This window comes from Pseudonocardia lacus, assembly GCF_018531445.1.
Classification (GTDB): Bacteria; Actinomycetota; Actinomycetes; order Mycobacteriales; family Pseudonocardiaceae; genus Pseudonocardia; species Pseudonocardia lacus.
Genome location: NZ_JAHDTH010000141.1, coordinates 1 through 22,406 on the forward strand (window position 1 = coordinate 1; position 22,406 = coordinate 22,406).

Sequence of the window (22,406 nt, forward strand, 5' to 3'; positions counted from 1 at the left end):
AACGGCCCCGGCGCCGTGCTCGCCACCGCGCTGCCCGCGGCGACGGCCAGCCCGCAGCCCAGCACGACGCGGCGCCGGGAGAACCGGACGACCAGCCGGTCGCCGACCAGCCGGCCGGCCACGAGCGCGGCGGCGAACACCAGGTACCCGCCCGCGGCGAGGCCGGCTCCGACGCCGTGGTCGGTGACCAGGTGGGTGGCGATCCAGTTGGTCGCGGCCCCGTCCACGAGGAACGCGCAGAACGCCACCGCGCCGAGCAGGAGCAGCGGCCGCGACGGGCGGCGACGGCGGCGCACCCGTGGTCCCGGCGCCGGCTCGTCGACCGGTGGCCCCGCCGCGAGCAGGCCGACGACCAGCGCGACCGCGCCGACCAGGCAGACGTGCACCGGCAGGGGCACGTCCAGCGTCGCCGCGACGGTCGCGGCCAGCGCGCCGAGCAGCAGGCCGACGCCCTGCCCGGCGTGCAGGCCGGACAGCAGCGGCCGGCCGGAGCGCCGTTCCAGCTGTGCGCCGCGGGCGTTGAGGGCCACGTCGACCACGCTGTTCGCGGCCGCCCACACGCCCAGCCCGAGCGCCAGCCACAGCAGCGACGGGGCGACCGCGCCGACGCCGATCCCCGGGGCGTAGACGGCGAAGCCGGTGCGCAGGCCGGTCGAGGCGCCGAACCGGCCCACGACGGCCGCGCCGAGCGGCAGCCCGACCAGCGCGCCGCCCTCGATCCCCAGCACGGCGACCGCGAGCTCACCGGGGGACAGGCCCAGGCGGTCGGCGACCGCGGGGATCCGTCCCGCGTAGGTGGCGGCGACGCACCCGGTGACCGCGAACGCCACCCAGGTGCGCGTGCGGGCGCGGGTGTCCGCGGCCTGGCCGACGCGGTCCGCACCCACCCCCGTCGTCTACCCCGTGGATCGCCTCGCACCCCCGCGCGCTGCGGGCGACGGTGTGCCGACCGCCGGGTCAGGACGGAGTGGTCTCGGCGACCACCTTGGCGATCCGCCGGGCGCGCGTCTCGGCCGCCTTCGCGCCCTCGACCGACAGCACGTGCCGGCGCTGGTTGCTGTAGGAGAGCGCGGCGAAGGCCTCCCGCGCGGCGGGCACCTCGGCGAGCGCGGCGGCGAGGTCGGCCGGCACCTCGACCACCCGCGGCTGGGTGTCCGGCTCCAGCGCGACCTCGATCTCGTCGCCCGCGGCGACGCCGGCGCCCGTGCGCACCTCCGCCGAGACCGGGAGCAGGTAGCGCCCGCCCATGACGGCCACGGTCGACCGGTAGGTGTAGCCGTTGATCGTGACGCGCACGGGCGCGCGCTTGCTGCCGAGCTCGGCGACGACGTCGTCGGGCACCTCGATGCCGGTCGCGGTCTTCCCGCCGAGCTCCACGGTGGTCCGGAACCTCATGCGGGAGAGTCTGCCCCGACCACGGGTGGCGGGAACACGACACGCTCGCTGAGCAACCATCCCCATGCTGTGGACAGCGGTGTGGGCATCCGGGCAGCTCGCACAGTCGCGGACGGCCCAGGGCGGTTGCGCCGACCTGAGAGCGTGTGGTGCGGCGACCGGACGACCCTCCCGGCCTGGCGATGTCGCCGAGAGTAGTAGGCTGTTGCACGTCGTGGCGGGTTCGGTCACGACCGCATCACGACCACGCAGTAGCCTGGCGTCCGTGCGCACTCGTGTGCTCGACGTCGTGGACCGTTCCCCGCTCGAGATCCCCGCAGCCGGCACCCGCCCGGCCGGGCCGGGCGGCGGTCGCGCCACCCTCGGTTCCGGAACCGACCGCTCGGCGCAGGACGCGCCGTGCGGGCTTGGACGCTTGACGCGCTACGGGGCACGGTGTACGCGATGAGTTCCGAGACCGACCAGCCCCGCCAGCGGACTGTCGCCGAGCTGCTCGCCCAGCACGGCGGCAGCGAGGCGACGTCCACCGGCCGGCGACGCCGCCGTCGCGACGCCGATGACGTCTCGGACGACCAGGCCGCCCCCACCGCCCAGAGCGCCCCCACCGCCAACGGGTCCAACGGGTCCAACGGGTCCAACGGCGCCGCCTGGCCCACGTCCCGTTCGCCGCAGCCCGAGCGCCCGTCCGGGCCGCCCCCGCCGTCGCTGGCCGGCCCGGCCGGGGCCCGGGAGTCCGGGCCCCGCCCGCCGAGCGCGATGCCCCAGCAGTACGCGTCCCCCGGCGCCGACTTCCCCGGCGGCAACGGCGCCCCGAACGGCTCGCCCAACGGCGCTCCGAACGGCTCGCCCAACAGTGCCCCGAACGGCTCGCCCAACGGCCGTGGCGCCGGCCAGTGGGGCGCGGGCCAGCAGCGACGCGAGCCCGACCGCGGCTGGCAGCCCGATGAGTCCCGCGACGCGACCGGTGCCTTCCGGCCCGACGCGTTCCGGCCCGAGCCGCAGCGCGAGCGCCCCGCCCCCGGGTGGGACCAGCCGGACCAGCCCCGTCCCGACCATCCCGCGGCGCCGTGGGATGCGCAGGGCCGCCCCGGTGGCGGCCAGCGCGGCCCGCAGCAGTTCGGCCCGCGTGAGCAGCCGCCGCGCGCGTTCCCGCCGGCACCGGAGCAGATGCGCCCCGGCGGTCCGCCGCACTCGTCCACCCCGTACGCGGGGGGAGCGCCGCTGGCCGCGTCCGCCCTGCCGGCGCCGATGTTCGGTCCGCCGTCGGCCGGGCCCAACGGGCAGCCGAACGGGCAGCCGAACGGGCGTCCGCCGTTCGAGCCGCAGGCCTACGGCCGTCCCGGCGCCGACCCGAACCTCACCGGGCCCATCGACCACCAGCGGCTCGAGGCGCTGCGGCAGTCCGAGGCCACCAGCCGCGTGCAGGCCGCCGCCCCCCGCGTCCCCGTCGACGACGGCGGCCCGGCCACCGCGGTCGGCATGCCCCCGGCCGGCGCCGAGGACTGGCACCGCGACCGCACCGGCCAGGGGGCCCCACCGGCCACCGACGGCGGCCCGCCCACCGAGGCCGCCGCGCCGATGGACTTCGACGAGTTCGACGACGACGCCCAGCCCGCCGGCCTCGGCCCGTCCGACGCCGGCCCCGACCTCCCGACCGGCGCCCGCACCGACTCCGACGACGACGAACCGGCCGCCGACGGCGCCGACGCCGTCGAGGAGGAGGGCACCGCCCAGTCGTGGGCACCGGTGCTCGCCCAGTGGGTCGTCGGGGCGATCGGCGGTGCCGCTCTCTGGGTGGGCTTCCGGTACCTGTGGAGCAGTCTGCTCGTCGTGGCCATCGCGGCGGCTATCCTCGTCACCGCGGGTCTGGTCGTCGTCGTGCGGACCCTGCTGCGCAACACCGACATGCGCACAACGATCGCCGCGGTCCTGGTCGGCGTCCTGCTGACCGTGTCGCCGGCGATCCTGGTCCTGCTGGGGAGATAGCCGGGGAGGCGAACGCCATGCCGTCGGGCCCGCCCGTCGCGCTGTCGACGGCATCGGTGTACCCCGAGCCCACGCCGGCCGCCTTCGAGCTGGCCGCCGAGCTGGGCTACGACGGCGTCGAGCTGATGGTCTGGAACGACCCGGTCAGCCAGGACCTCGCAGCCGTCTCGCGGCTCTCCCGGGAGTACGCCGTCCCCGTGCTCGCGGTGCACGCGCCCTGCCTGGCCGTCACCCAGCGGGTCTGGGACAGCGACCCGATCGGCCGCATCCGCCGGTCCGTCGCCGCGGCCGCGGAGTGGGGTGCCGGCACCGTCGTGCTGCACCCGCCGTTCCGCTGGCAGCGCCGCTACGCCGGGCTGTTCGCCGACGAGGTCGCCCGCGCCGGGGAGACGGCGGGCGTCGCGCTGGCCGTGGAGAACATGTTCCCGGTCGTCCGGGCGGGCGTGCGCAGCGTCCCGTACGCACCGGGCTTCGACCCCACCGAGGTCGGCCACCGGCACTACACGCTCGACCTCTCCCACACCGCCGCCGCCGGCGTCGACGCGCTGGCCCTGCTCGACCGGATGGGCACGGGCCTCAAGCACCTGCACCTGACCGACGGCAGCGGCGCCCCGCGCGACGAGCACCTCGTGCCCGGGCGGGGCTCGCAGCCGTGCGCGGAGGTCTGCCAGCGCATCGCCGACAGCGGGTTCGACGGCGTCGTCGTCCTGGAGATCAGCACCCGCCGCTGCCGCACCCGCTACGAGCGCGCCGCCCTGCTGGCCGAGTCGCTGCTGTTCGCCCGCCTGCACCTGCAGCCCACCGGCAGCCGCCTCGCGAACCCGCGCGTGGCCGAGCCGGCGAGATAGCGGTCAGCGCTGACGGCGACGCGGATCACACCAGGTTCCGCCGACGGCGGCGACGGTGATACCCCTGTTGCCATGACCACCGAAGCGCGGGTGGACGCCGCGCCCGCCGCGCCGTTCCGCGCCGCCGTCCAGGTCGAGCCCCTCGGCGACGGCCGCTTCGCCGCCGAGCTGGGCAAGCACTGGACGGTCGGGCCGAAGGCGCACGGCGGCCTGCTGATGGCCCTGATGGCCCGCGCCGGGCTGCTGGCCGTCGAGGAGGCCGCGCCGGGCGTCGCGCCCGACCCGCTGGCCGTGGCGGCCGACTTCCTGCGGGCCCCCGACCCCGGCCCGGTGGAGCTGAGCACCGAGGTGCTCAAGACCGGGCGCACCGCGTCGGTGGTGGCGGTGCGGCTCACCCAGGGCGGGCGGGCGATGCTGGCCGCCACGGTGACCGCGGGCCGGTTGCCTGATGTCGAGCCCACCTGGAGCGATCTGCCCGACCTGCCCCCGGAGCCGCCGGAGGGCGCCCGCGACTCCTCCCTCGGCCGCGGCGCCGAGGGCCTCGGCGCGGCCTGCGACCTGTGGTTCGACCGCCCGACGATGGCGTTCACGCGGCACGAGCAGGGGCCGCCCGTGCTGCGCGGCTGGGTCCGCCCCCGCGGCGAGCCGACCGACGTCCTGTTCGCCATGGTCGCCGGCGACATCCTGCCCCCGACGGTGTTCAACCTCGGCACGGGCTTCGGCTGGGCCCCCACCGTGCAGTTGACGGCGCTGCTACGGGCCCGCCCCGCCCCCGGCTGGCTGCGCCTGGAGGCGCGCTCGGCGAGCGTCACCCGCCCGTGGTTCGACGAGGACGTCCTGGTCATCGACTCGGCCGGCCGCCTGGTCTGCCAGACCCGCCAACTCGCCCTGGCCCCCCAACCCCCCACCTGACCCCCGTCGACGCGGCCGCGCCCGGCGGCCGGGGTTGGACGAGAGCCGCTTTCGTGCGGCGGGGTTCGACGAACGCCGCTCTCGTGCGGTCGGACGCAAACGAGGGCCCGCCCTCGCGGCTCTGGCGGGGGACGTCGCAGCGCTGGCTGGGTCGTCGCAGCGCTGGCTGGGTCGTCGCAGCGCGCCGGCGGGCTGCGAGCACACCCCTGCTGCTGCGAGGACACCGCGGGTGCTGCGAGGACACCGCGGGTGCTGCGAGGACACCGCGGGTGCTGCGAGGACACCGCGGGTGCTGCGAGGACACCGCGGGTGCTGCGAGGACACCGCGGGTGCTGCGAGGACACCGCGGGTGCTGCGGGCGCGCCGGCGTCGGCGTGGGACGAGCGCGGCGTTCGTCCGGCCTGGGTGGACGAGAGCCGCGCTCGCCCAACCAGCGCCCAGCCCTCGTCGGTCGATGCGTCCGACGGGCGCGGAACTCGGTGGTGGGGGAGTCGTAGGGTCGCGGCCATGACACGGATCGCGGTGCTGGGCGCCGGGAAGATCGGGGAGGCTCTGCTGGCCGGGCTGCTGGCGGCCGGGCAGCCCGCCGACGACCTGCTGTTCACCGAGCGCCACCCGGAGCGGGCCGACGAGCTGACCGCGCGCCACGGGGTGCGCGCCGTCGACGTGGCCACGGCCGCCGGGCGGGCCGAGATCGTCGTGGTGGCGGTGAAGCCGCAGGACATCGGTCCGGTGCTGGACGAGTTGGCCGCCGCGCTGCGGCCGGGGACGCTGGTCGTGTCGCTGTGCGCGGGGCTGCCCACGTCGTTGTTCGAGGAGGCGCTGCCCGAGGGCACGCCGGTCGTGCGGGTGATGCCGAACACACCGATGCTGGTCGGCGAGGCGATGAGCGCCATCTCCGCCGGCTCGCACGCCACCGACGACCAGTTGGCCGTGGTGGAGAAGATCCTGGCCTCCGTGGGCCGGGTGGTGCGGGTGCCCGAGTCCCAGCAGGACGCGGTGACCGCGCTGTCGGGCTCCGGGCCGGCCTACTTCTTCTACCTGGTCGAGGCGATGATCGACGCCGGGATCCTGCTCGGGTTGCCGCGCGAGGTCGCCGCCGACCTGATCGTGCAGTCGGCGTTCGGGGCGGCCCGGATGCTGCGCGAGTCCGCCGACCACCCGGTGCTGCTGCGCGAGGCGGTCACCTCGCCCGCCGGGACGACGATCGCGGCGATCCGGCAGTTGGAGCGGCACGGGGTGCGGGCGGCGCTGATCGACGCGATCGAGGCGGCGCGGGACCGGTCGGTGGAGCTCGGGAAGCGCGACTGAACCACGCCCGCGACGAGCTCTGCACAGTTGCGCTGATTGGCGTAGCCGGATCACCCTTACGCGCCGTGATGGTGCATGCTCATGGAGTAGACCGGAGTCGTCGGTGTCACTCGGACCCCGGTAGGCTCACCACCACCATCAAGGTCACGTGCTCGGGTCGCCGAGGTCGGGCACGGCCGGTGCGACCACGAAAGCGGTGATCGGATGCCGTCCGAGCCCTCCGACATCTCCCTCGCCCAGGTGCAGTTCCTCACGGTGGCCGAGGTGGCGTCGATGATGCGGGTGTCCAAGATGACGGTCTACCGGCTCGTGCACGCGGGCGAGCTGCCGGCGGCCCGGGTCGGGCGCTCGTTCCGGGTGCCGCGCCGCGCCGTCGTGGACTACCTCCGCAACGCCTACTTCGACGCCGGCTGATCGGCCGCCCGCCCCGGTCGGGGACGCCCCAGGTAGAGTGGGCCACCGGTCATGGTCCGGCCCGGCGCGTTGGCGCCGTCTCGGCCGGGTAACCACCGCATGGCGGCCCTCGCGGGTCGCGGACGTCATCATCACCGAAGGGTCGACGCATGGGTTCAGTCATCAAGAAGCGCCGCAAGCGGATGTCGAAGAAGAAGCACCGCAAGCTGCTGCGCAAGACCCGCGTGCAGCGTCGCAAGCTCGGCAAGTGATGGTGACGGCCGGCGGAGACGCCGGCCGTTCCCCGTTCTGCCCAGCGACGCGGTTCACCGGTGTGTCGGCTCACGATGCGCGCCGAGCGGTGTCACCGCCGCGCCCAGAGGTCTAGCATCGGTCACTTGCCGCACCCGAGAAACCCCACCGAGGTAGAGCCGTGACGCCATCCGTCGTGCTCGTCACGGGCGTCAGCCGGTTCCTCGGCGGTCACCTCGCCGCGCGACTGGCGGCCAACCCGGACATCGACCGCGTCCTGGGCGTCGACACCGTCCCGCCCCCGCGCGACCTGCTCCGCCGGATGGGCCGCGCCGAGTTCGTGCGCGCCGACATCCGCAACCCCCTCATCGCCAAGGTCATCTCCCACGCCGGCGTCGACACCGTGGTGCACGCGTCGGTGTCCGCCAACCCCGGCTCGTCCGGTGGTCGCACGGCGATGAAGGAGATGAACGTCATCGGCACCATGCAGCTGCTCGCGGCCTGCCAGAAGGCGCCGTCGGTGCGGCGCGTGGTGCTCAAGTCGACCACCGCGGTGTACGGGTCCAGCCCGCGCGACCCGGCCCTGTTCGACGAGTCGATGACCCCGAAGGACCTGCCGTCGGGCGGCTACGCCAAGGACGCCGCCGAGATCGAGGGCTACCTGCGCGGCTTCGCCCGACGCCGCCCCGACGTGTCGGTCACGGTCCTGCGGTTCGCCAACTTCATCGGCCCGCGCATCGACACCGTGTTCACCCGCTACTTCGCGCTGCCCGTGGTGCCCACGGTCCTCGGCTACGACGCGCGCGTGCAACTGCTGCACGAGGAGGACGCGCTGGCCGTGCTGGAGCGCTCGGCCAGCCAGGAGATCCCCGGCGTGTTCAACGTCGCCGCGGACGGCGTCCTGCTGCTGTCGCAGGCCATCCGGCGGGCCGGGCGGGTCCCGCTGCCGGTGCCCCGCTCGGCCGTCGGCCCGGTGAGCCGCGTGTTCCGCGGCGCCCGGATCGTCGACTTCTCCCCCGAGCAGATGCGCCTGCTCAACTTCGGCCGCGTCGTCGACAACCGGCGGCTGCGCGAGCAGTTCGGGTTCAGCCCCCGCTGGACGACCGTGCAGGCCTTCGACGACTTCGTGCGCGGGCGGGGCCTGCACCCGGTGGTCGGGCCCGAGCGGATCGAGTCCGTCGAGCGGGGCGTGCGCGCACTCGTCGGGATGCTGCGGTGAGCCCCCGCCGACCGGAGGCGGGCAGCCGCAACGGCCGGGTCCGCCCCGCCACCAACTCCGCCGCCACCTCTGGAGGGAGGCCGTCCGTGTCCGAAGCCCGGGTGATCCCGCTGCACGTCGACGACGCCGGTGCCCGCCGGCGCTGGCGGCTCGGCGGCCCGCAGGACGACCGCCCCGCGCCGGAGCCCGAGCCGGTCCCGTCCGAACCGGAGCCCGAGCCCGGCGCCGAGCTCGACGAGCTGATCGAGTTCGCGAAGCGCCGCCTCGGCGGCGACTACACCGTCGACGACTTCGGCTTCGACCGCGACCTCACCGACAGTGTGCTGCTCCCGGCGCTGCGCCCGCTGTACCGCAGCTGGTTCCGGGTCGAGACCATCGGCATGCACAACGTGCCCGGCGAGGGCGGGGCGCTCGTCGTCGCCAACCACTCCGGCACGGTGCCGATCGACTCGTTGATGACCGCCGTCGCCCTGCACGACGACCACCCCGACCACCGCCACCTGCGGCTGCTCGGCGCCGACCTGATGTTCCGGCTGCCCGGGATCGGCACGCTGGCCCGCAAGGGCGGCGCCACGCTGGCCTGCATGCCCGACGCCGAGCGGCTGATGTCGCGCGGCGAACTCGTCGGGGTGTGGCCGGAGGGCTTCAAGGGCATCGGCAAGCCCTTCCACGACCGCTACAAGCTGCAGCGCTTCGGCCGCGGCGGGTTCGTCTCGGCCGCGTTGCGCACCGGCGTGCCGATCATCCCGTGCGCCATCGTCGGCGCCGAGGAGATCTACCCCAAGATCGGCGACATCCAGCCGCTGGCCCGGCTGTTCGGGGCCCCGTACTTCCCGGTGACCCCGACGTTCCCGCTGCTCGGCCCGCTGGGGCTGGTCCCGCTGCCGTCCAAGTGGTACATCGAGTTCGGCACCCCGATCCCGACCGACAGCATCGGCCCGGCCGCCGCCGACGACCCGATGACCGTGTTCAACCTGACCGACCAGGTCCGCGAGACCATCCAGCACACCCTGTACCGGCTGCTGGCCCAGCGCCGCAACGCCTTCACCGGCTGACCGGCACCTGCAGCTCCGTGACCCACCGGTCGACGTCGTCCGGCGGGCACTCCAGGTAGACCTCGCGGGCGAAGCCGGGACCGACGGGCCGGAAGCCGTTGTCGTCGATCCAGCCGGCGATGGTCTGCCCGGTCCGGAACGCCTCCGACATCGATCCGTGGTGCAGCATCGTCGCCGCGGTCGCGATCTCCGGCAGCTCGACGACGTCGAAGCCGCGGTCCGCGGGCGGCTCGCCGGCGATGGGGAAGGCCGCGTGCACGGTGATCGTCTCGTCGCCGGGTTCGCGCGGGGCGGGCTCGTAGTAGGCCAGCGCCGCCCCGACCACCGTCGTCCCCGAACCCTCCAGCAGCTCCAGCAGCCGCGGGTACAGCGGGCTCAGGTTCTCGGTGATCGACGTCGGGTGGTCGTAGCCGGCGGCCGTGGCCGACAGCTCCGCCACCCGCACGGCCTGGATGCGCTTGAGGACGACGTCCCCGGTGTCCATGTGGCCCTCCTCCTCGATCAGCCGGAGGCGCGCGTCGACCCGGGCCAGCCGCGCGGTGTCCGCCTCGACCTGCGCGGCCAGCTGCACCCGCCGCAGCCGCAGCATCCCCCGCAGCTCCCCGACGTCGACCTCCTCGGCGAGCACCGCCCCCACCTGCTGCAGGGTGAGCCCGAGGTCTTTGAGGGCGACGACCCGGTTGAGCAGCGACAGCTGCGCGGCCGAGTACTGGCGGTAGCCGGTGCCGGGGTCGACGCGGGCGGGGCGCAGCAGGCCGATGGCGTCGTAGTGGCGCAGCATGCGCACGGACACCCGGCCCAGGTTGGCGAACTCTCCGATGGTGAACATGGCGCGGTCCACTGTGGGGGGTGACAGGGTGTCAGGGTCAAGCGCGGTGGGGCCGCGCGACGAACTCCCGGGACCCGCGCGGAAGAAGACGGCGGGCCCGGGAGGGGACCGGGCCCGCCGCCGTCGTGGACTCGGGCGGGATCGCCGCCGTCGTCGAGGTGCCCGGTCGTCCACCCGCCGCCGAACATGTCGGCGACCGGAAGCGAGCGGACGCCGTGCTGGGGAAACGGCTCGCCCGACGGGACCAGTCGTGGTGACGGTCCGTGCACCTGCAACCATTCGATCGGGTGACGGCGGCCGGCGCCAGGAAGAAGACCAGGCAGAAACCGTCGGTGCGGGAGGTGCGGGATGGACGAGCCCGCTTTCGGAGCGCGGCTGCGGGCCCTGCGGCACGGCGCGGGGCTGACCATCGAGGAGCTGTCGGCGGCGTCCGGGGTGAGCGAGCGGGCGATCGGCAACATGGAGCGCGGGACCAGCCGCCGCCCGCAGCGGGCCACCGTCGGACTGCTCGCCGACGCGCTCCGGCTCGACGGCCCCGAGCGCGACGCGCTGCTCGCCGCCGCGCGCACCGGCCGACGGGCCCCGGTCGACGCGGCGTCGGCCGTGCTGGCGATGCCCCGCGGGGTCGTCGACTTCACCGGGCGGGAGGCCGAGCGCGCCCTGCTGGCCGGTCTGCGACCCGACGACCCGACGGCGACGGCGGCGGTGGCCGTGGTGAGCGGGCCGCCCGGGGTCGGGAAGACGTCGCTGGCCGTGCACACCGCGATGGGGCTGGGTGGGCGCTGCCCTGACGGGCAGCTGTTCGTCGACCTGCGCGGCCTGGACGCCCGCCCGCTCGAACCCGCGCTCGCCCTCGAACGCCTCATCACGGCGCTGGACCCCCGGCACCCGCCGATCCCGTCGGACCTGGCGGGGCGCACCGCGCTGTACCGGTCGCTCGCCGCCGACCGGCGGACCGTCGTCGTGCTGGACAACGCCGCCGACGAGGCGCAGGTGCGCCCGCTGCTGCCGGCGACCGGCGGCGGGATCACGCTGGTCACCAGCCGCCGGCTGCTGACCGGGCTGGAGGGCGTGCGACGGGTCCGGCTCGACCCGCTGCCCGACGCCGACGCGCAGGCCATGCTGCGGGGCCTGATCGCCGAGCGCCCGGACAGCGACGACGCCGACGGCGGCGTCGTCGTGGAGCTGTCGCGGCTGTGCGGGAACCTGCCGCTGGCGCTGCGGATCGTCGGCAACCGGCTGGCCAGCCGACCGGACTGGTCGCCCGCCCGACTGCTCGGCCGACTCGGCGACGCGAGCCGCAGGCTGCCCGCCCTGGTCGCGGGCGACCTGGAGGTCAGCGCGGCGTTCCGGCTGTCCTACGCCCAGTTGTCGGCCGGGGCGCGGCGGCTGCTGCGCAGGCTGGCGCTGGTGCCGGGGCCGGACACGGGCCCGGAGCTGGCGGCGGTGCTGACCGGCGAGCCCGTCGGGGCCACCGAGGACGCGCTCGACGAGCTGGTCGAGCTCGGCCTGCTGCAGTCGGGGTTCACCGGCCGCTACCGGCTGCACGACCTGATGCGCCTCTACGCCGCCGACCGCCTCGACCAGGAGGAGACCCCGGCCGACCGGGCCGCGGCCCGGTCCCGCGCGGTCGACTGGCTGCTGGACACCGCGATCGTGGCCGGCCGCTGGTTCGAGCCGGAGTTCGGCGGCGCGCCGGGCGGCTGGGCGGGGGCAGCCGGGCTCGACACCGAGCAGCTCGCCGAGCGGTGGCTGCGCGCCGAGGCCGACAACTGGCTGGCCGCGCTGGAGGACGCGGCGGCGGCCGGCCGGCACCGCAAGGTCCTCGCGGTGGCCGAGGCGATGCACTGGTTCTCCGACCGCTGGACCCACTGGGGGCACTGGCCGCGGGTGTTCACGCTGTCCAGCCGGGCCGGTCTGCGCCTGCGCGACGACGGCGCCGCCGCCACCCACCTCAACTACCTGTCCTGGGCGTGCGGCAGCTGCCTGGGCGACGCCGCCGCGGCGGCCGCCTGCGCCCGGCACGCGCACCGCCGCGCGGTCGCCGCGGGCGACCTGCGCCAGCAGGGCTGGTCGCGCTCCTACCTGGCCACCGCACTGCTCCCGGCGGGTGACGCGGCGGCCGCGCTGGTGAGCGCGCGGCAGGCCGTGGAGCTGTTCCGGGCGGCGGGCGACCGGGAAGGGCTGCCGCACGCGCTCGCCCTGGCCGGTCGTTCGCTGGAGCGTTCCGGCCGGCTCGACGCGGCGCTGCGCACGTTCCGGGAGCGGCTGGCGGCGATCTCCGACCCGGCCACCGCCCCCGTCGCGCAGGTCGCGGCGATCACCCGGGTGTCGGCGCTGTTCGACATCGGCCGCCTGCACCTGCGTCGCGCGGAGTACGCCGCGGCCGTCGCCGCGTTGGAGACCGCGCTCGCCTCCGAGGTCGCCGGCGCCATCCCGCAGTGGGAGGCGGCGATGCACCTCGCCCTCGGCGAGGCCCGTCGAGGGCTGGGGTCGGCCGACGGGGCCCGCGACGAGCTGCGCCGCGCCGAGGCGGTCTACCGGCGGATCGGCGGGGGCGAGCACGCCGCCCGCACCCGCGAGTGGCACGACCGCCTGCGCCCCCTCCCGGCCGCCCGCGACTGACAGCGGCGGTGCGGCCGTGCCGGCTCAGTGCGGGGAGGCCGCCACCCAGGCCGTCGCCGCGGCGTGCTGCTCAGCGGCTTCGTCGTCGGTGCGCCCGTACCCGTTGACGACGACCCGCGGTGCGGGACCGCCGGCCGACGGCCGGACGATCGTGACCTGCACCTGGCCCCAGGCCGGGACGAGGACCGTGCGCTGGTGCGCGGAGCGCGCCCACTCCTCGTGCGCCCACGGGATGGCGGTCGCCGGTGCCCCGGGAGCCAGGAGGGTGTGGCGCGCACCCGCCGGCCGCACGGTGACGGCGTAGCGCAGCTGCTCGAGGAACGTCACCCAACCCTCGTCGATCTCGACGTCGTCCGCGCCCGACCCGGCGATCCGGGAGATGCGCAGCTCGGTACCCGGGCCGGCCTCCTGCAGCACCATCCGGTGGTCGCCGATCACCACGGCGCGTCCGTCGCGCTCGACCGTGCTGAACCCGCCGGACAGCCCGGCGATCTCGGCCTCGAACTCCGGGCCGTGCCACCCGAACCACCGGCGCAGCAGGTCGGGCTCGCGCAGGTGCCGCCACACGGTGGCCGGGGGCGAGGGCATCGAGAACGCGGCGCTGAACAGGGTCTCGTTGGGTGCCATGGGCCGAGGGTCGCACCGACAAATTTTTTTGTCAACACACGGACAGTGAGGCGACGAGGCAGCGGCGACCCTGTGCACACCGGTGGGCTTCGACGCACATGCGGGGAGCGCCGGGAGGTCGGCGAGTGCGGCAGACCTCAGCGGCGGCGGGCGGCGAGGCCGGCGGCGACGGCGCCGGCGATCACCCCGGCGCCCAGCACGGAGGGGACGCCGATGCGGGCGGCCTTGCGGCCCGTGCGGAAGTCGCGGACCTGCCAGGCGCGCTCCTTGGCGACGTCGCGCAGTTCGGAGTCGGGGTTGACCGCGACGGCGGTGCCGACGGCCGAGAGCATCGGCACGTCGTTGACCGAGTCCGAGTAGGCGGTGCAGCGGCGGAGGTCGAGGCCCTCGGTGGCGGCGAGGGCGCGGACGGCGTGGGCCTTGGCCGGCCCGTGCAGGATCTCGCCGACCAGCCGGCCGGTGTAGACGCCGTCGATGCTCTCGGCCACCGTGCCGAGCGCGCCGGTGAGGCCCAGCCGGCGGGCGATGATCAGGGCCAGCTCGACCGGGGTGGCGGTGACCAGCCAGACCCGCTGCCCGGCGTCGAGGTGCATCTGGGCCAGCGCCCGGGTGCCGGCCCAGATGCGGTCGGCCATCAGCTCGTCGTAGATCTCCTCGCCCAGCTCGGTGATCTCGGAGACGGTGCGCCCGGCCACGAACGACAGCGCGGTGTCGCGGCCGGTGGTGGTCGAGTACCGGGTCTCCCGGCCGCCGATCCGGAACTTCACCTGCTGCCAGGCGAAGCCGGCCAGGTCGTGGGTGGTGAAGAACTTGCGGGCGGCCAGGCCGCGGGCGAAGTGGAAGATCGACGCCCCGATCATCATCGTGTTGTCGACGTCGAAGAACGCGGCCGCGGTCAGGTCGGTGTGCGGGACGTCCGGCGGGCCGCTGTCGCCCGCGGCCACCGCGGCGGCGGCCGCGGCCTCGCCGGCGCGGACGGCGGAGTCGGTCGAGGTGGCGGCCTCGAGCACGCCGGGGGACTCGGTCGCACCGCTCGGTTCACCGGACGCGGTGGGCGCGAGCGGCCCACCGGGCTCTGGTTCTCCAACCACGCTGGCGCCTCCGGATGGGGGTCGTGTTCGTCCAGCCTACTGGCGCGCCCGCCGCGGATTCGGCCCGGTTTCCCGGTGCCGCACGGACCTCGGGGCCGCCCCGGACGCGTGGTCCGCGGGCGGCCCCGAGGGGACGCCGGTCAGCCGATCGAGACGCCCGGCAGGCCCGGAACCAGCGGCGGGACCTCGATCGGCGGCAGGCCGCCGCCGGAGCCGCCCGACCGGTCGTCGTCGCCGTCGTCGGACGGGGAGCCCGCGGAGCCGGACTCGTCCGGGGCCTGCCCGCCGGTGCCGCCGAGGACGCCGCCGAGCGGGTCCTCCGGCAGCAGGCCGGGCAGCGGCGAGTCCTGGCCGCCCTGCCCGCCGGAGCCGGTCTGGCCGCCGGAACCGGGCTGACCGGTCGACGGGGTACCGGTGCGCCCGGCGGTGGCCGGGTCGACCGGCGCGGTGCCGGTGGCATCCGCGCCGGGCGAGGTGGTGCCGGTGCCGTCGTCGAGGCAGGTGCCGCCCGCGCAGTCGTCGGCGAACGTCCCGGGGCCCCCGCCCAGCTGCTCCAGCCGCTCCAGGGAGCCGGCGGCGCCGCCGGCGACCGCCGCGGGCAGGTCGCCGTGCAGCGCGGACAGCCGGGCGGCCTGGTCGGCGGCCCACGCCCGCCACTCCGCCTCGGCGGCCGCGCGGGATTCCTCGGCCGCCAGTAGCAGCCGGTGGCCCTCGTCGGCCTCGGTGTCGAACTCCTGCAGCCCGGTGCGGAACACCTCGGGGTCCATGGCCGCGCCGTCCTGGGCGAGCAGCTGCTCGACCTCGCCGATGCGGGTGCTGGCCAGGTCGAGGTGCCGGCGCCCGCGCTCGGTCTCGTCGAAGGTCATCACCAGGCCTGCGGACTCGGCCACCCGCTTGACCGGGTAGAGCCCGTCGCCGGGCAGTGAGTTGCGGCTGGCGAGCACCCCGGCACCGCCGAGTACCGCGGTGCCCAGCACGGCCGCCGCGGCGACCAGCACGATCCGCCCCCCGATGGGCGGGCGGCGCGACGCGTCGTCGTCGGCGCGGCGGCTGGGCATGGCGTGCCGACGCCTGCCGCGGGTCCGGCGCAGGCGCGCCAGCTCGTCGACGGGTGCGGCGTCGGGCTCGGCCTCGTCGACCGCGGCTTCGAGCAGCGCCGTGCGCGGGCCGCTCTCGGCCGGGGCCGGTTCTGCGGGCGGCTGAGCGGGGCCGGCGTCGGGCACCTCGAACTGGTCGGAGGGGTCGTCGGCCGCGGCGAGCCGGGCGAACATCGCCGCGCGGGCGCGGGCGCGCTCGTCGGGCCGCGGCGCCAGCTCGGGGCCGCTCGCCTGCAGCAGCGCCACCAGCTCCAGGTCGCGGGCCAGCTCCGCGTCACCGGCGAAGGCCGGGTGCGTCCCCCGGTCCACGGCGGTGGCGAAGATCTCCTCGTCGCCGGCGGGCATGCTGGCCGTCCTCACTGCGTACCTGCGCTGTCGGTGCTCGCGCCGCGGCCCGGCTGGACGCGGCAGTCGACAGGGCAACGAGCGGGGACGCGACGGGTTACGCCCGATCCGCGCACTGCCGCGGCGGGGTGCTGGACCGGCGTCACCGCAGGCCCTCCGGGAGCAGCTGGGCGAGCCTGCGCACGGCGCGGTGCTGCAGCGCCTTGACCGCGCCCTCGTTGCGGTCCATCAGCGCGGCCGTCTCGGCGACGGACAGGCCCTGCAGGAAGCGCAGGGTGATGCACTCCTGCTGGTCGGGGTTGAGCTTGCGGATGCAGCGCAGCAGCTCGGAGTTGGTGGCGCCGTCGAGCACCTGCTGCTCGGGGCCGTGCGTGGCCGGGGAGTGCTCGACGATCTCGTCGGTGGCGTGCTCCAGCCGGTACCGGCTGGACTTGACGTGGTCGAAGATCAGGTTGCGGGCGATGGTGACGAACCAGGCGCCGATGTCGCGGCCCTGGTAGGTCACCGAGCCGATGCGCCGCAGGGCGCGCACGAACGTCTCCTGGGCGATGTCCTCGGCCTGGGCCCGGTCGCCGTTCATCCGGACCAGGGCGAACCGGAAGACCATGTCGAAGTAGCGGTCGAACAGCTCGCCGAACGCCTTCATGTCGCCGGCCTGGGCCATCTTGACCAGCGACCATGAGCCGTCGTGGCCATCGCCGATGGGCTGCGGCTGCGGAGCAGGCACCGCGGGGGTGCCGGGTTCGGCGACCGCGACCGGTCGGGCGTGGGGTGGACCGGACGGCGGCCGGGTGACGCCGGTGTACGGCCCTGCCTGGGTGGTCGGGTACGGGGTAACGGGCTGCCCCGGGTGGACGTTCTGCGGCCGCTGTCGCGGCATCGGTGGCCCGGTCGGCCGGTGCGCGCCCGGGTGGGCCGACTCGATCGGCGCGACCGCGGCGGGCCGTGCCTGCTGGGGTGGGCCCGGTCGCGCGGGCGGCGCCCCCGCGCCGCGTGGGGCGATGACGTGTGACGTGCTGGGCTGGGGCATCGCTACCTCTCCACCCGTCGGGTGACGGGCGGTGTCGAACGGGAGCAGCCGGGGCGGAAGCGCGGGCTCGGTCACGGCTCCAGGTCGGCCCCGCCTCGCGGCGCGCCCGTCGGGGCGGGTGCGGTCCGCGGTTCACCGGAGACGACTGGCTGCATGCCACTCCCTTTGGGTGAGTCGCGCGACGGAGCCGCGCGACCGGGCGTTGAGGTTCGGTAGCGGCGGAGCATAGGACTGGGAGAGATCGCCCAAGGGGCTGCTGCTGGTCGGCCCAACCGGTTTCCGGCGAACGGATACCCACACGCGGTGAGCGACGCGTCGCTGTGCGTGTCGGCGGGTGCTCGCGTCGGGTGCTGCGACGAACGTCGCGGGACACGCGCCGCCCGGTTCGTGCCAGACTCGCCGCAGCCCGCCAGTCGCCATGTCTCGACCCGATGGAGGACCGTGGACAGCGCGCCGACCGACCACCAGCCGCGGACCGCGGCCCACGTGGCCGACCTGGTCGCCCTGGCGGCGGCCAGGGTCCCCGACCAGCCCGCCGTGGTCGACGTGTCGGAGCCCGGATCGGCGCCGCGCACGCTCACCTGGGCGCGGTTCGACGCGGCCGTCACGGCCGAGGCGGTCCGGCTGCGCGGCGCGGGTGTCGGCCGCGGCGACCGGGTCGTCGTGCGGCTGGGCAACGGCGCCGGGTTCTGCGTGGCGGTGCTCGGCGCGCTGCGGGCGGGGGCGGTCGCCGTGCCGCACGGCCCGATCGCCGTGCTGCGCGAGCTGGAGATCGTCGTCGCCGACGCCGGGCCGGCCGTCGTGGTCGCCGCGGACGACGACACGGCCGCGCGCGCCTGCGCCGGGCAGGCCGGCGCGCGCCTGCTGCCCCCGCCCGACCTCGACCCCGCCCCGGTCGACCCCTCCGGCGTGCCCGACCAGGGCCCGGGCGGCGAGGAGCTGGCGCTGCTCGTCTACACCTCCGGCACCACCGGCCGCCCGCGCGGCGTGCAGCTGTCGCACCGGGCCCTGCTGGCCAACCGGGAGCAGACCGCGGCCGTGCGCCCGTCGCCGGTCACCCCGGTCGACCGGGTCCTGCTGTCGCTGCCGCTGTTCCACGTCTTCGGCCTGGCCGCCGGGCTGCTGCAGACCTGCTGGGCCGGGGCCACGGTGGTCGTCACCGACCGCTTCGAGCCCGAGCACGTCGTCGAGGTGCTGGAGCGGCAGCGGATCAGCACGGTGGCCGGGGTGCCGTCGATGTTCCGGGCGCTGCTCGACGTGCCGGCGGCGCGGCTGCGCGCGGCGACGTCCGGGGTGCGGTTGTGCACCTCGGGCGGGGCGCCGCTGCCGCCGGAGTGGCTGGCCTCCTTCCAGGAGATCACCGGCCTGCCGATCTACGAGGGCTACGGGCTCACCGAGGGCGGCCCGGTGATCACCACGAACGCCATCGGCGGGGTGGCCAAGCCCGGCTCGGTCGGGCGCCCGCTGCCCGGCATCGAGCTGCGCCTGGTCGACACCGAGGGCCGCCCCCTCGACGAGCCCGACGAGCCCGACCCCGACGACCTCGACGAGTACGCCTCCGACCCGAGCGACGACACCGGGCTGGTCTCGCTGCGCGGGCCGAACCTGTTCTCCGGCTACTGGCCCGACGGCGCGGGCGGTCCCGACGAGGAGGGCTGGTTCCGCACCGCCGACGTCGGGTTCCTGGACGCCGACGGCGACCTGCACCTGGTCGACCGCTCGTCCGACGTGGTCATCGTGAGCGGCTTCAACGTCTACCCGCGCGAGGTCGAGCAGGTGCTGCTGGAGCTGGAGGGGGTGGCCGAGGCGGCCGTCGTCGGCACCCCGGACGAGCGGCGCGGCGAGCGGGTCAGGGCGGTGCTGGTGCGGGCGCCGGGGGTCGAGCTGACCGACGAGGAGGTCCGGGCGCACTGCACCGAGCGGCTGGCCCGGTTCAAGGTGCCCTCGACGATCGAGTTCGTGGACGCGCTGCCGCGCACGCCGACCGGCAAGGTCGCCCGCCGGACGCTGGCGGAGCAGCTGCGATGACCGCGGCCGAGCCGCGGGTGACGGTCTACACGCGCACGGGCTGCCACCTCTGCGAGGAGGCCGAGGAGGCCGTCGCGCGGATCTGCGCCGAGCTGGGCCAGACCTGGCGGGCGGTCGACGTCGACGCCGACCCGGCCCTGCGCGCGGAGTACGGCGACCAGGTGCCGGTGATCACGGTCGACGGGCGTGAGCACGGGTTCTGGCGGGTCGAGGAGGACCGGTTCCGGGCCGCACTGAACTGATCGCTTACTCGGTTCGGTCTAATCAGTAGGCCCAGAAGACGCACACTCGGTGCTGCTGTACGGTCCTGCGCCGTGCACCGGATCCGCATGCGGGCGACCGCGCTGACCCTGACCGCCGTCGCCGCGGGCGCCGTCGCCTGCGCCGGGCCGATGACCGCCCCCGGCACCGGCGCCGGACCGGTCGTCGCCCCGGCCGCGAGCGCGACGCCGATGGCGGCGCCCTACGGCGACTGCGCCGACCTGCCAGTGGCCGAGCTGGGCGACCGGCCCGTCGTGGCGGCACTGGCGGAGAGCCCGCGGCTGAAGACGCTCTCCGAGGCGCTCGGGCGGATGCCCGAGCTGTCGGCGACCCTCGACGCGGCGCAGGCGCTGACGGTCTTCGCCCCGACCGAGGCGGCCTTCGAGGGCCTGCGCACCCGCGTCGGCGACGCGGAGTTCGAGGCGCTCACCGGCGACGCCGAGCAGCTCGACGGCCTGCTGTCCTACCACGTGACCGAGAAGCAGCTCGACGCCCGCGGGCTGGTGGACGCCGGCAAGACCACCCAGCTGGCGTGGGGCGACGTGACGGTGTCCGGGTCGCCCGAAGCCCTCACCCTGACCAGCACCGACGGCGGCACCGCCGCCGTGGTGTGCGGGAACGTCCGGGCCGCGAACGCCACGGTCTTCCTGGTCGACGCGGTGCTGACGCCCGCGCCGCCGACGCCCCCGGTACCCCCGATGTCCTGAGCGGCGGTTCGAGCGCATCTCGCGCTGCGCACCCCGCCCCGCGGGGTCCTCGCAGACGCAGTTGCGTCGCGCAGTGCGGGGTGTGTCGTCGCAGCGTGCCGGTGTGCTGTGAGAGCGCAGCCGGCGCTGCGAGGCGCACTTCGTGCTGCGCGTCCGCGCCCGGGCGCGTGCTCGCAGACCTGGCTGTGTCGCGCAGCGCGGGGTGTGTCGTCGCAGCGTGCCGGTGTGCTGTGAGAGCGCAGCCGGCGCTGCGGGGCGCACTTCGTGCTGCGCGTCCCGCGCCGGGCGGGTCCTCGCAGACCTGGCTGTGTCGCGCAGTGCGGGGTGTGTCGTCGCAGCGTGCCGGTGTGCTGTGAGAGCGCAGCCGGCGCTGCGGGGCGCACTTCGTGCTGCGCGTCCGCGCCCGGGCGGGTCCTCGCAGACCTGGCTGTGTCGCGCAGGGCGCGGTGTGTCGTCGCAGCCTCCGGGCGGGCTGCGAGAACACACCTGGTTCTGCGCGACGCCACGACCTCTGCGAGGCACGGTGCACACGGCTGCGAGGCACGGTGCACGGCGCCGGGTAAGCGCGACGCAGCTCCGACGGGGCGGCTCCGGGACACATCCGGGGCCCGCCCCGTCGGCGTGCCGGCCGGCGCTCGACCGGTGTCCGTTCCGTCCGATGCGCTGCGACGAACGGCCGCTCCGCGACGACCACCGGTCGCTCTCCCGGGGACCCCCCGGTGAGTACGGTCCCGTTCAAGATCGCAACTTTGTGCGTGCCTTCACAAGCGGCTACCGTGGAAAGCCGTCGCCGTCAACGCCCGGTCCCAGCGGTTTGTCGGCCGGGTCCCCCAGCCGACGCCCCACCGGACCGGACACCACGTATCGAGCGTGCCCGACGGCGGTTCCTTGTCAGCGAGAACACCCGTCCGCAAGTAGCACCCGAAGCAGAGCAGCGCGAGGAGAGGCCGTGACGTTGCCGCAGGCCGGCTCCGATCCGGTGACCGTACGGGCCCCGAGGTCGATCCCCGAGGCCAGCGTCGCCCGCCTCGCGGTGTACCTGCGGATGCTCGGCGAGCTCGCCGAGCAGGGCGCCGACACGGTCTCCAGCGAGGAGCTCGCCGCCGCCACCGGCGTCAACTCGGCCAAGCTCCGCAAGGACCTGTCCTACATCGGGTCCTACGGCATCCGCGGCGTCGGCTACTCCGTCTCCGCGCTCATCCACCAGCTGGAGCGCGCCCTCGGGCTCAACCACCGGCAGGCCGTCGCGCTGATCGGGGTCGGCAACCTCGGCCACGCGCTGGCCGGCTACGGCGGCTTCGGCGGGCGCGGCTTCCCGGTCACCGCGCTGTTCGACGTCGACCCCGACCTGGTCGGCATCCACATCAACGGCATCCTCGTCGACCACGTCCGCGACATCCCCACCACCTGCCGCGAGCGCGGCATCACCATCGGGATGATCGCCACCCCGGGACCGGCCGCCCAGGGCATCTGCGACGCGCTGGTCGAGGCGGGGGTGCGGTGCATCCTCAACTTCGCACCCGTGGTCCTGCAGGTGCCCGAGGAGGTCGAGGTGCGCAAGGTCGACCTCGCCGTCGAGCTGCAGATCCTGGCCTTCCACGTGGCCCGCAAGCGGCTGGTGGTCGAGGGCGCCGAGGTCGACGGGGAGTCGCTGGCCGTCCCCGACGCCCAGGCCAACGGGCACCCGGTGAACGGCACGTCGAACGGTGGGATCCGATGAGCGAGCTCGCGAGCGAATCAGTGGCACAGCGTCCGCGCGAAGCGTCGCCCGAGCTCTGCGAGGGCGCCCGATGAGTGTGATCGTGGTGGGGCTGTCGCACCGCAGCGCCCCCGTCGACGTGCTGGAACGCGCCGCGGTCGGCCCGCACGACGTGCCCAAGCTGCTCGACGAGCTCCTGCACCACCCGCACGTCAGCGAGTGCCTGCTGCTGTCGACCTGCAACCGCATCGAGGTCTACGCGGTGGTCGACGCCTTCCACGGCGGCCTCGGCGACATCTCCGCCGTGCTCGCCCGGCACGCCGGCACCCCCGTCACCGAGCTCACCGAGCACGTCTACGTGCACTACGCCGGCTCGGCCGTGCAGCACATGTTCGCCGTCGCCGCCGGCCTGGACTCGATGGTCGTCGGCGAGGCCCAGATCCTCGGCCAGCTGCGCACCGCCTACGCCGCCGCCGACGAGGCCGGCACCGTCGGCCGCTCCCTGCACGAGCTGGCCCAGCACGCGCTGCGCGTCGGCAAGAGGGTGCACGCCGGCACCGGCATCGACGCCGCGGGGGCGTCCGTCGTGTCCGAGGCGCTGGTCGAGGCGACCGCCGTGCTCGGCGGCGACCTCGCCGGTCGCCGCGCGGCGGTCGTCGGCGCCGGCGCGATGGGCGGGCTGGCCGCCGCGCACCT

The 22,406-nt window shown here is 75.7% G+C and carries 21 protein-coding genes; 14 read left to right on the forward strand and 7 right to left on the reverse strand.

Annotated elements, in window-relative coordinates; all coding sequences use genetic code 11:
- Both KIK08_RS25890 and KIK08_RS25895 read right to left on the reverse strand, forming a co-directional pair.
- Window positions 1–887: MFS transporter (locus tag KIK08_RS25890; RefSeq protein WP_214405858.1), on the reverse strand; the 887-nt coding region annotated here is incomplete at its 3' end.
- Window positions 888–957: 70 nt separating this feature from the next.
- A complete protein-coding gene (locus KIK08_RS25895; protein WP_214405859.1) occupies window positions 958–1,395 on the reverse strand; it encodes a YdeI/OmpD-associated family protein in 438 nt (145 codons plus the stop codon).
- 444 nt (window positions 1,396–1,839) lie between these two features.
- On the opposite strand from KIK08_RS25895, the gene KIK08_RS25900 reads away from it, so the two are divergent.
- From KIK08_RS25900 to KIK08_RS25935, 8 genes are all read left to right on the forward strand, one after another.
- On the forward strand, window positions 1,840–3,381 hold the full coding sequence (locus KIK08_RS25900; protein ID WP_214405860.1) for an Rv0497 family membrane protein: 1,542 nt from the start codon (window positions 1,840–1,842) through the stop codon (window positions 3,379–3,381).
- A gap of 17 nt (window positions 3,382–3,398) precedes the next feature.
- Window positions 3,399–4,229, forward strand: coding sequence for a sugar phosphate isomerase/epimerase family protein (locus KIK08_RS25905; protein ID WP_214405861.1), 831 nt, complete (start codon window positions 3,399–3,401; stop codon window positions 4,227–4,229).
- A 72-nt stretch (window positions 4,230–4,301) separates the two neighbouring features.
- Window positions 4,302–5,141: a thioesterase family protein gene (locus tag KIK08_RS25910; protein WP_214405862.1), complete on the forward strand. Its 840-nt coding sequence runs from the start codon at window positions 4,302–4,304 to the stop codon at window positions 5,139–5,141.
- 507 nt (window positions 5,142–5,648) lie between these two features.
- Complete coding sequence (gene proC / locus KIK08_RS25915; RefSeq protein ID WP_214405863.1) at window positions 5,649–6,452, forward strand: pyrroline-5-carboxylate reductase; 804 nt, start codon at window positions 5,649–5,651, stop codon at window positions 6,450–6,452.
- Between the two features lie 204 nt (window positions 6,453–6,656).
- Window positions 6,657–6,866: a helix-turn-helix domain-containing protein gene (locus KIK08_RS25920; protein WP_214405864.1), complete on the forward strand. Its 210-nt coding sequence runs from the start codon at window positions 6,657–6,659 to the stop codon at window positions 6,864–6,866.
- Between the two features lie 149 nt (window positions 6,867–7,015).
- On the forward strand, window positions 7,016–7,117 hold the full coding sequence (locus KIK08_RS25925) for a 30S ribosomal protein bS22 (protein WP_010241351.1): 102 nt from the start codon (window positions 7,016–7,018) through the stop codon (window positions 7,115–7,117).
- Window positions 7,118–7,278: 161 nt separating this feature from the next.
- On the forward strand, window positions 7,279–8,316 hold the full coding sequence (locus KIK08_RS25930; RefSeq protein WP_214405865.1) for an NAD-dependent epimerase/dehydratase family protein: 1,038 nt from the start codon (window positions 7,279–7,281) through the stop codon (window positions 8,314–8,316).
- An 86-nt stretch (window positions 8,317–8,402) separates the two neighbouring features.
- Window positions 8,403–9,371, forward strand: coding sequence for a lysophospholipid acyltransferase family protein (locus KIK08_RS25935; RefSeq protein ID WP_214405866.1), 969 nt, complete (start codon window positions 8,403–8,405; stop codon window positions 9,369–9,371).
- On the opposite strand, the gene KIK08_RS25940 is transcribed toward KIK08_RS25935, so the two are convergent.
- Window positions 9,361–10,200 carry a MerR family transcriptional regulator gene (locus KIK08_RS25940; RefSeq protein WP_214405867.1) on the reverse strand — a complete coding sequence of 280 codons (840 nt, stop codon included), beginning with the start codon at window positions 10,198–10,200 and terminating at the stop codon, window positions 9,361–9,363. The two genes, KIK08_RS25935 and KIK08_RS25940, sit on opposite strands and share 11 nt — an antisense overlap.
- Window positions 10,201–10,548: 348 nt before the next feature.
- Here KIK08_RS25940 and KIK08_RS25945 point away from each other — a divergent pair, with 348 nt between their 5' ends.
- On the forward strand, window positions 10,549–12,825 hold the full coding sequence (locus tag KIK08_RS25945; protein ID WP_214405868.1) for an ATP-binding protein: 2,277 nt from the start codon (window positions 10,549–10,551) through the stop codon (window positions 12,823–12,825).
- Window positions 12,826–12,849: 24 nt separating this feature from the next.
- Here KIK08_RS25945 and KIK08_RS25950 read toward each other — a convergent pair whose 3' ends face one another.
- From KIK08_RS25950 to KIK08_RS25965, 4 genes are all read right to left on the reverse strand, one after another.
- Entirely contained in the window at window positions 12,850–13,452 is a 603-nt protein-coding gene (locus KIK08_RS25950; RefSeq protein ID WP_214405869.1) for an SRPBCC family protein, read from the reverse strand.
- Window positions 13,453–13,589: 137 nt separating this feature from the next.
- Window positions 13,590–14,462 carry an HAD family hydrolase gene (locus KIK08_RS25955; RefSeq protein WP_308257892.1) on the reverse strand — a complete coding sequence of 291 codons (873 nt, stop codon included), beginning with the start codon at window positions 14,460–14,462 and terminating at the stop codon, window positions 13,590–13,592.
- A gap of 221 nt (window positions 14,463–14,683) precedes the next feature.
- A complete protein-coding gene (locus tag KIK08_RS25960) occupies window positions 14,684–15,985 on the reverse strand; it encodes a DUF5667 domain-containing protein (RefSeq protein ID WP_214405871.1) in 1,302 nt (433 codons plus the stop codon).
- A 142-nt stretch (window positions 15,986–16,127) separates the two neighbouring features.
- Window positions 16,128–16,712, reverse strand: coding sequence for a sigma-70 family RNA polymerase sigma factor (locus KIK08_RS25965; protein WP_308257893.1), 585 nt, complete (start codon window positions 16,710–16,712; stop codon window positions 16,128–16,130).
- A gap of 744 nt (window positions 16,713–17,456) precedes the next feature.
- On the opposite strand from KIK08_RS25965, the gene KIK08_RS25970 reads away from it, so the two are divergent.
- The 5 genes from KIK08_RS25970 to hemA all read left to right on the forward strand — a co-directional run.
- Window positions 17,457–19,043: an AMP-binding protein gene (locus tag KIK08_RS25970; protein WP_214405873.1), complete on the forward strand. Its 1,587-nt coding sequence runs from the start codon at window positions 17,457–17,459 to the stop codon at window positions 19,041–19,043.
- Entirely contained in the window at window positions 19,040–19,285 is a 246-nt protein-coding gene (locus KIK08_RS25975) for a glutaredoxin family protein (RefSeq protein ID WP_214405874.1), read from the forward strand. The genes KIK08_RS25970 and KIK08_RS25975 overlap by 4 nt, the downstream gene beginning before the upstream one ends.
- Window positions 19,286–19,357: 72 nt before the next feature.
- Complete coding sequence (locus KIK08_RS40325; protein WP_214405875.1) at window positions 19,358–20,011, forward strand: fasciclin domain-containing protein; 654 nt, start codon at window positions 19,358–19,360, stop codon at window positions 20,009–20,011.
- Between the two features lie 949 nt (window positions 20,012–20,960).
- Window positions 20,961–21,731, forward strand: a complete 771-nt coding sequence (locus tag KIK08_RS25985; protein WP_214405876.1) for a redox-sensing transcriptional repressor Rex — start codon at window positions 20,961–20,963, stop codon at window positions 21,729–21,731.
- 70 nt (window positions 21,732–21,801) lie between these two features.
- A partial coding sequence (gene hemA / locus KIK08_RS25990) for a glutamyl-tRNA reductase (RefSeq protein ID WP_214405877.1) occupies window positions 21,802–22,406 on the forward strand: 605 nt, incomplete at its 3' end.

Excerpts from the sequence above, each read along its gene's own strand:
- KIK08_RS25895 (WP_214405859.1), bottom strand. The coding sequence starts at position 1,395 with ATGAGGTTCCGGACCACCGTGGAGCTCGGCGGGAAGACCGCGACCGGC.
- KIK08_RS25900 (WP_214405860.1), top strand. The coding sequence starts at position 1,840 with ATGAGTTCCGAGACCGACCAGCCCCGCCAGCGGACTGTCGCCGAGCTG.
- KIK08_RS25905 (WP_214405861.1), top strand. The coding sequence starts at position 3,399 with ATGCCGTCGGGCCCGCCCGTCGCGCTGTCGACGGCATCGGTGTACCCC.
- KIK08_RS25910 (WP_214405862.1), top strand. The coding sequence starts at position 4,302 with ATGACCACCGAAGCGCGGGTGGACGCCGCGCCCGCCGCGCCGTTCCGC.
- proC (WP_214405863.1), top strand. The coding sequence starts at position 5,649 with ATGACACGGATCGCGGTGCTGGGCGCCGGGAAGATCGGGGAGGCTCTG.
- KIK08_RS25920 (WP_214405864.1), top strand. The coding sequence starts at position 6,657 with ATGCCGTCCGAGCCCTCCGACATCTCCCTCGCCCAGGTGCAGTTCCTC.
- KIK08_RS25925 (WP_010241351.1), top strand. The coding sequence starts at position 7,016 with ATGGGTTCAGTCATCAAGAAGCGCCGCAAGCGGATGTCGAAGAAGAAG.
- KIK08_RS25940 (WP_214405867.1), bottom strand. The coding sequence starts at position 10,200 with ATGTTCACCATCGGAGAGTTCGCCAACCTGGGCCGGGTGTCCGTGCGC.
- KIK08_RS25945 (WP_214405868.1), top strand. The coding sequence starts at position 10,549 with ATGGACGAGCCCGCTTTCGGAGCGCGGCTGCGGGCCCTGCGGCACGGC.
- KIK08_RS25950 (WP_214405869.1), bottom strand. The coding sequence starts at position 13,452 with ATGGCACCCAACGAGACCCTGTTCAGCGCCGCGTTCTCGATGCCCTCG.
- KIK08_RS25960 (WP_214405871.1), bottom strand. The coding sequence starts at position 15,985 with ATGCCCGCCGGCGACGAGGAGATCTTCGCCACCGCCGTGGACCGGGGG.
- KIK08_RS25975 (WP_214405874.1), top strand. The coding sequence starts at position 19,040 with ATGACCGCGGCCGAGCCGCGGGTGACGGTCTACACGCGCACGGGCTGC.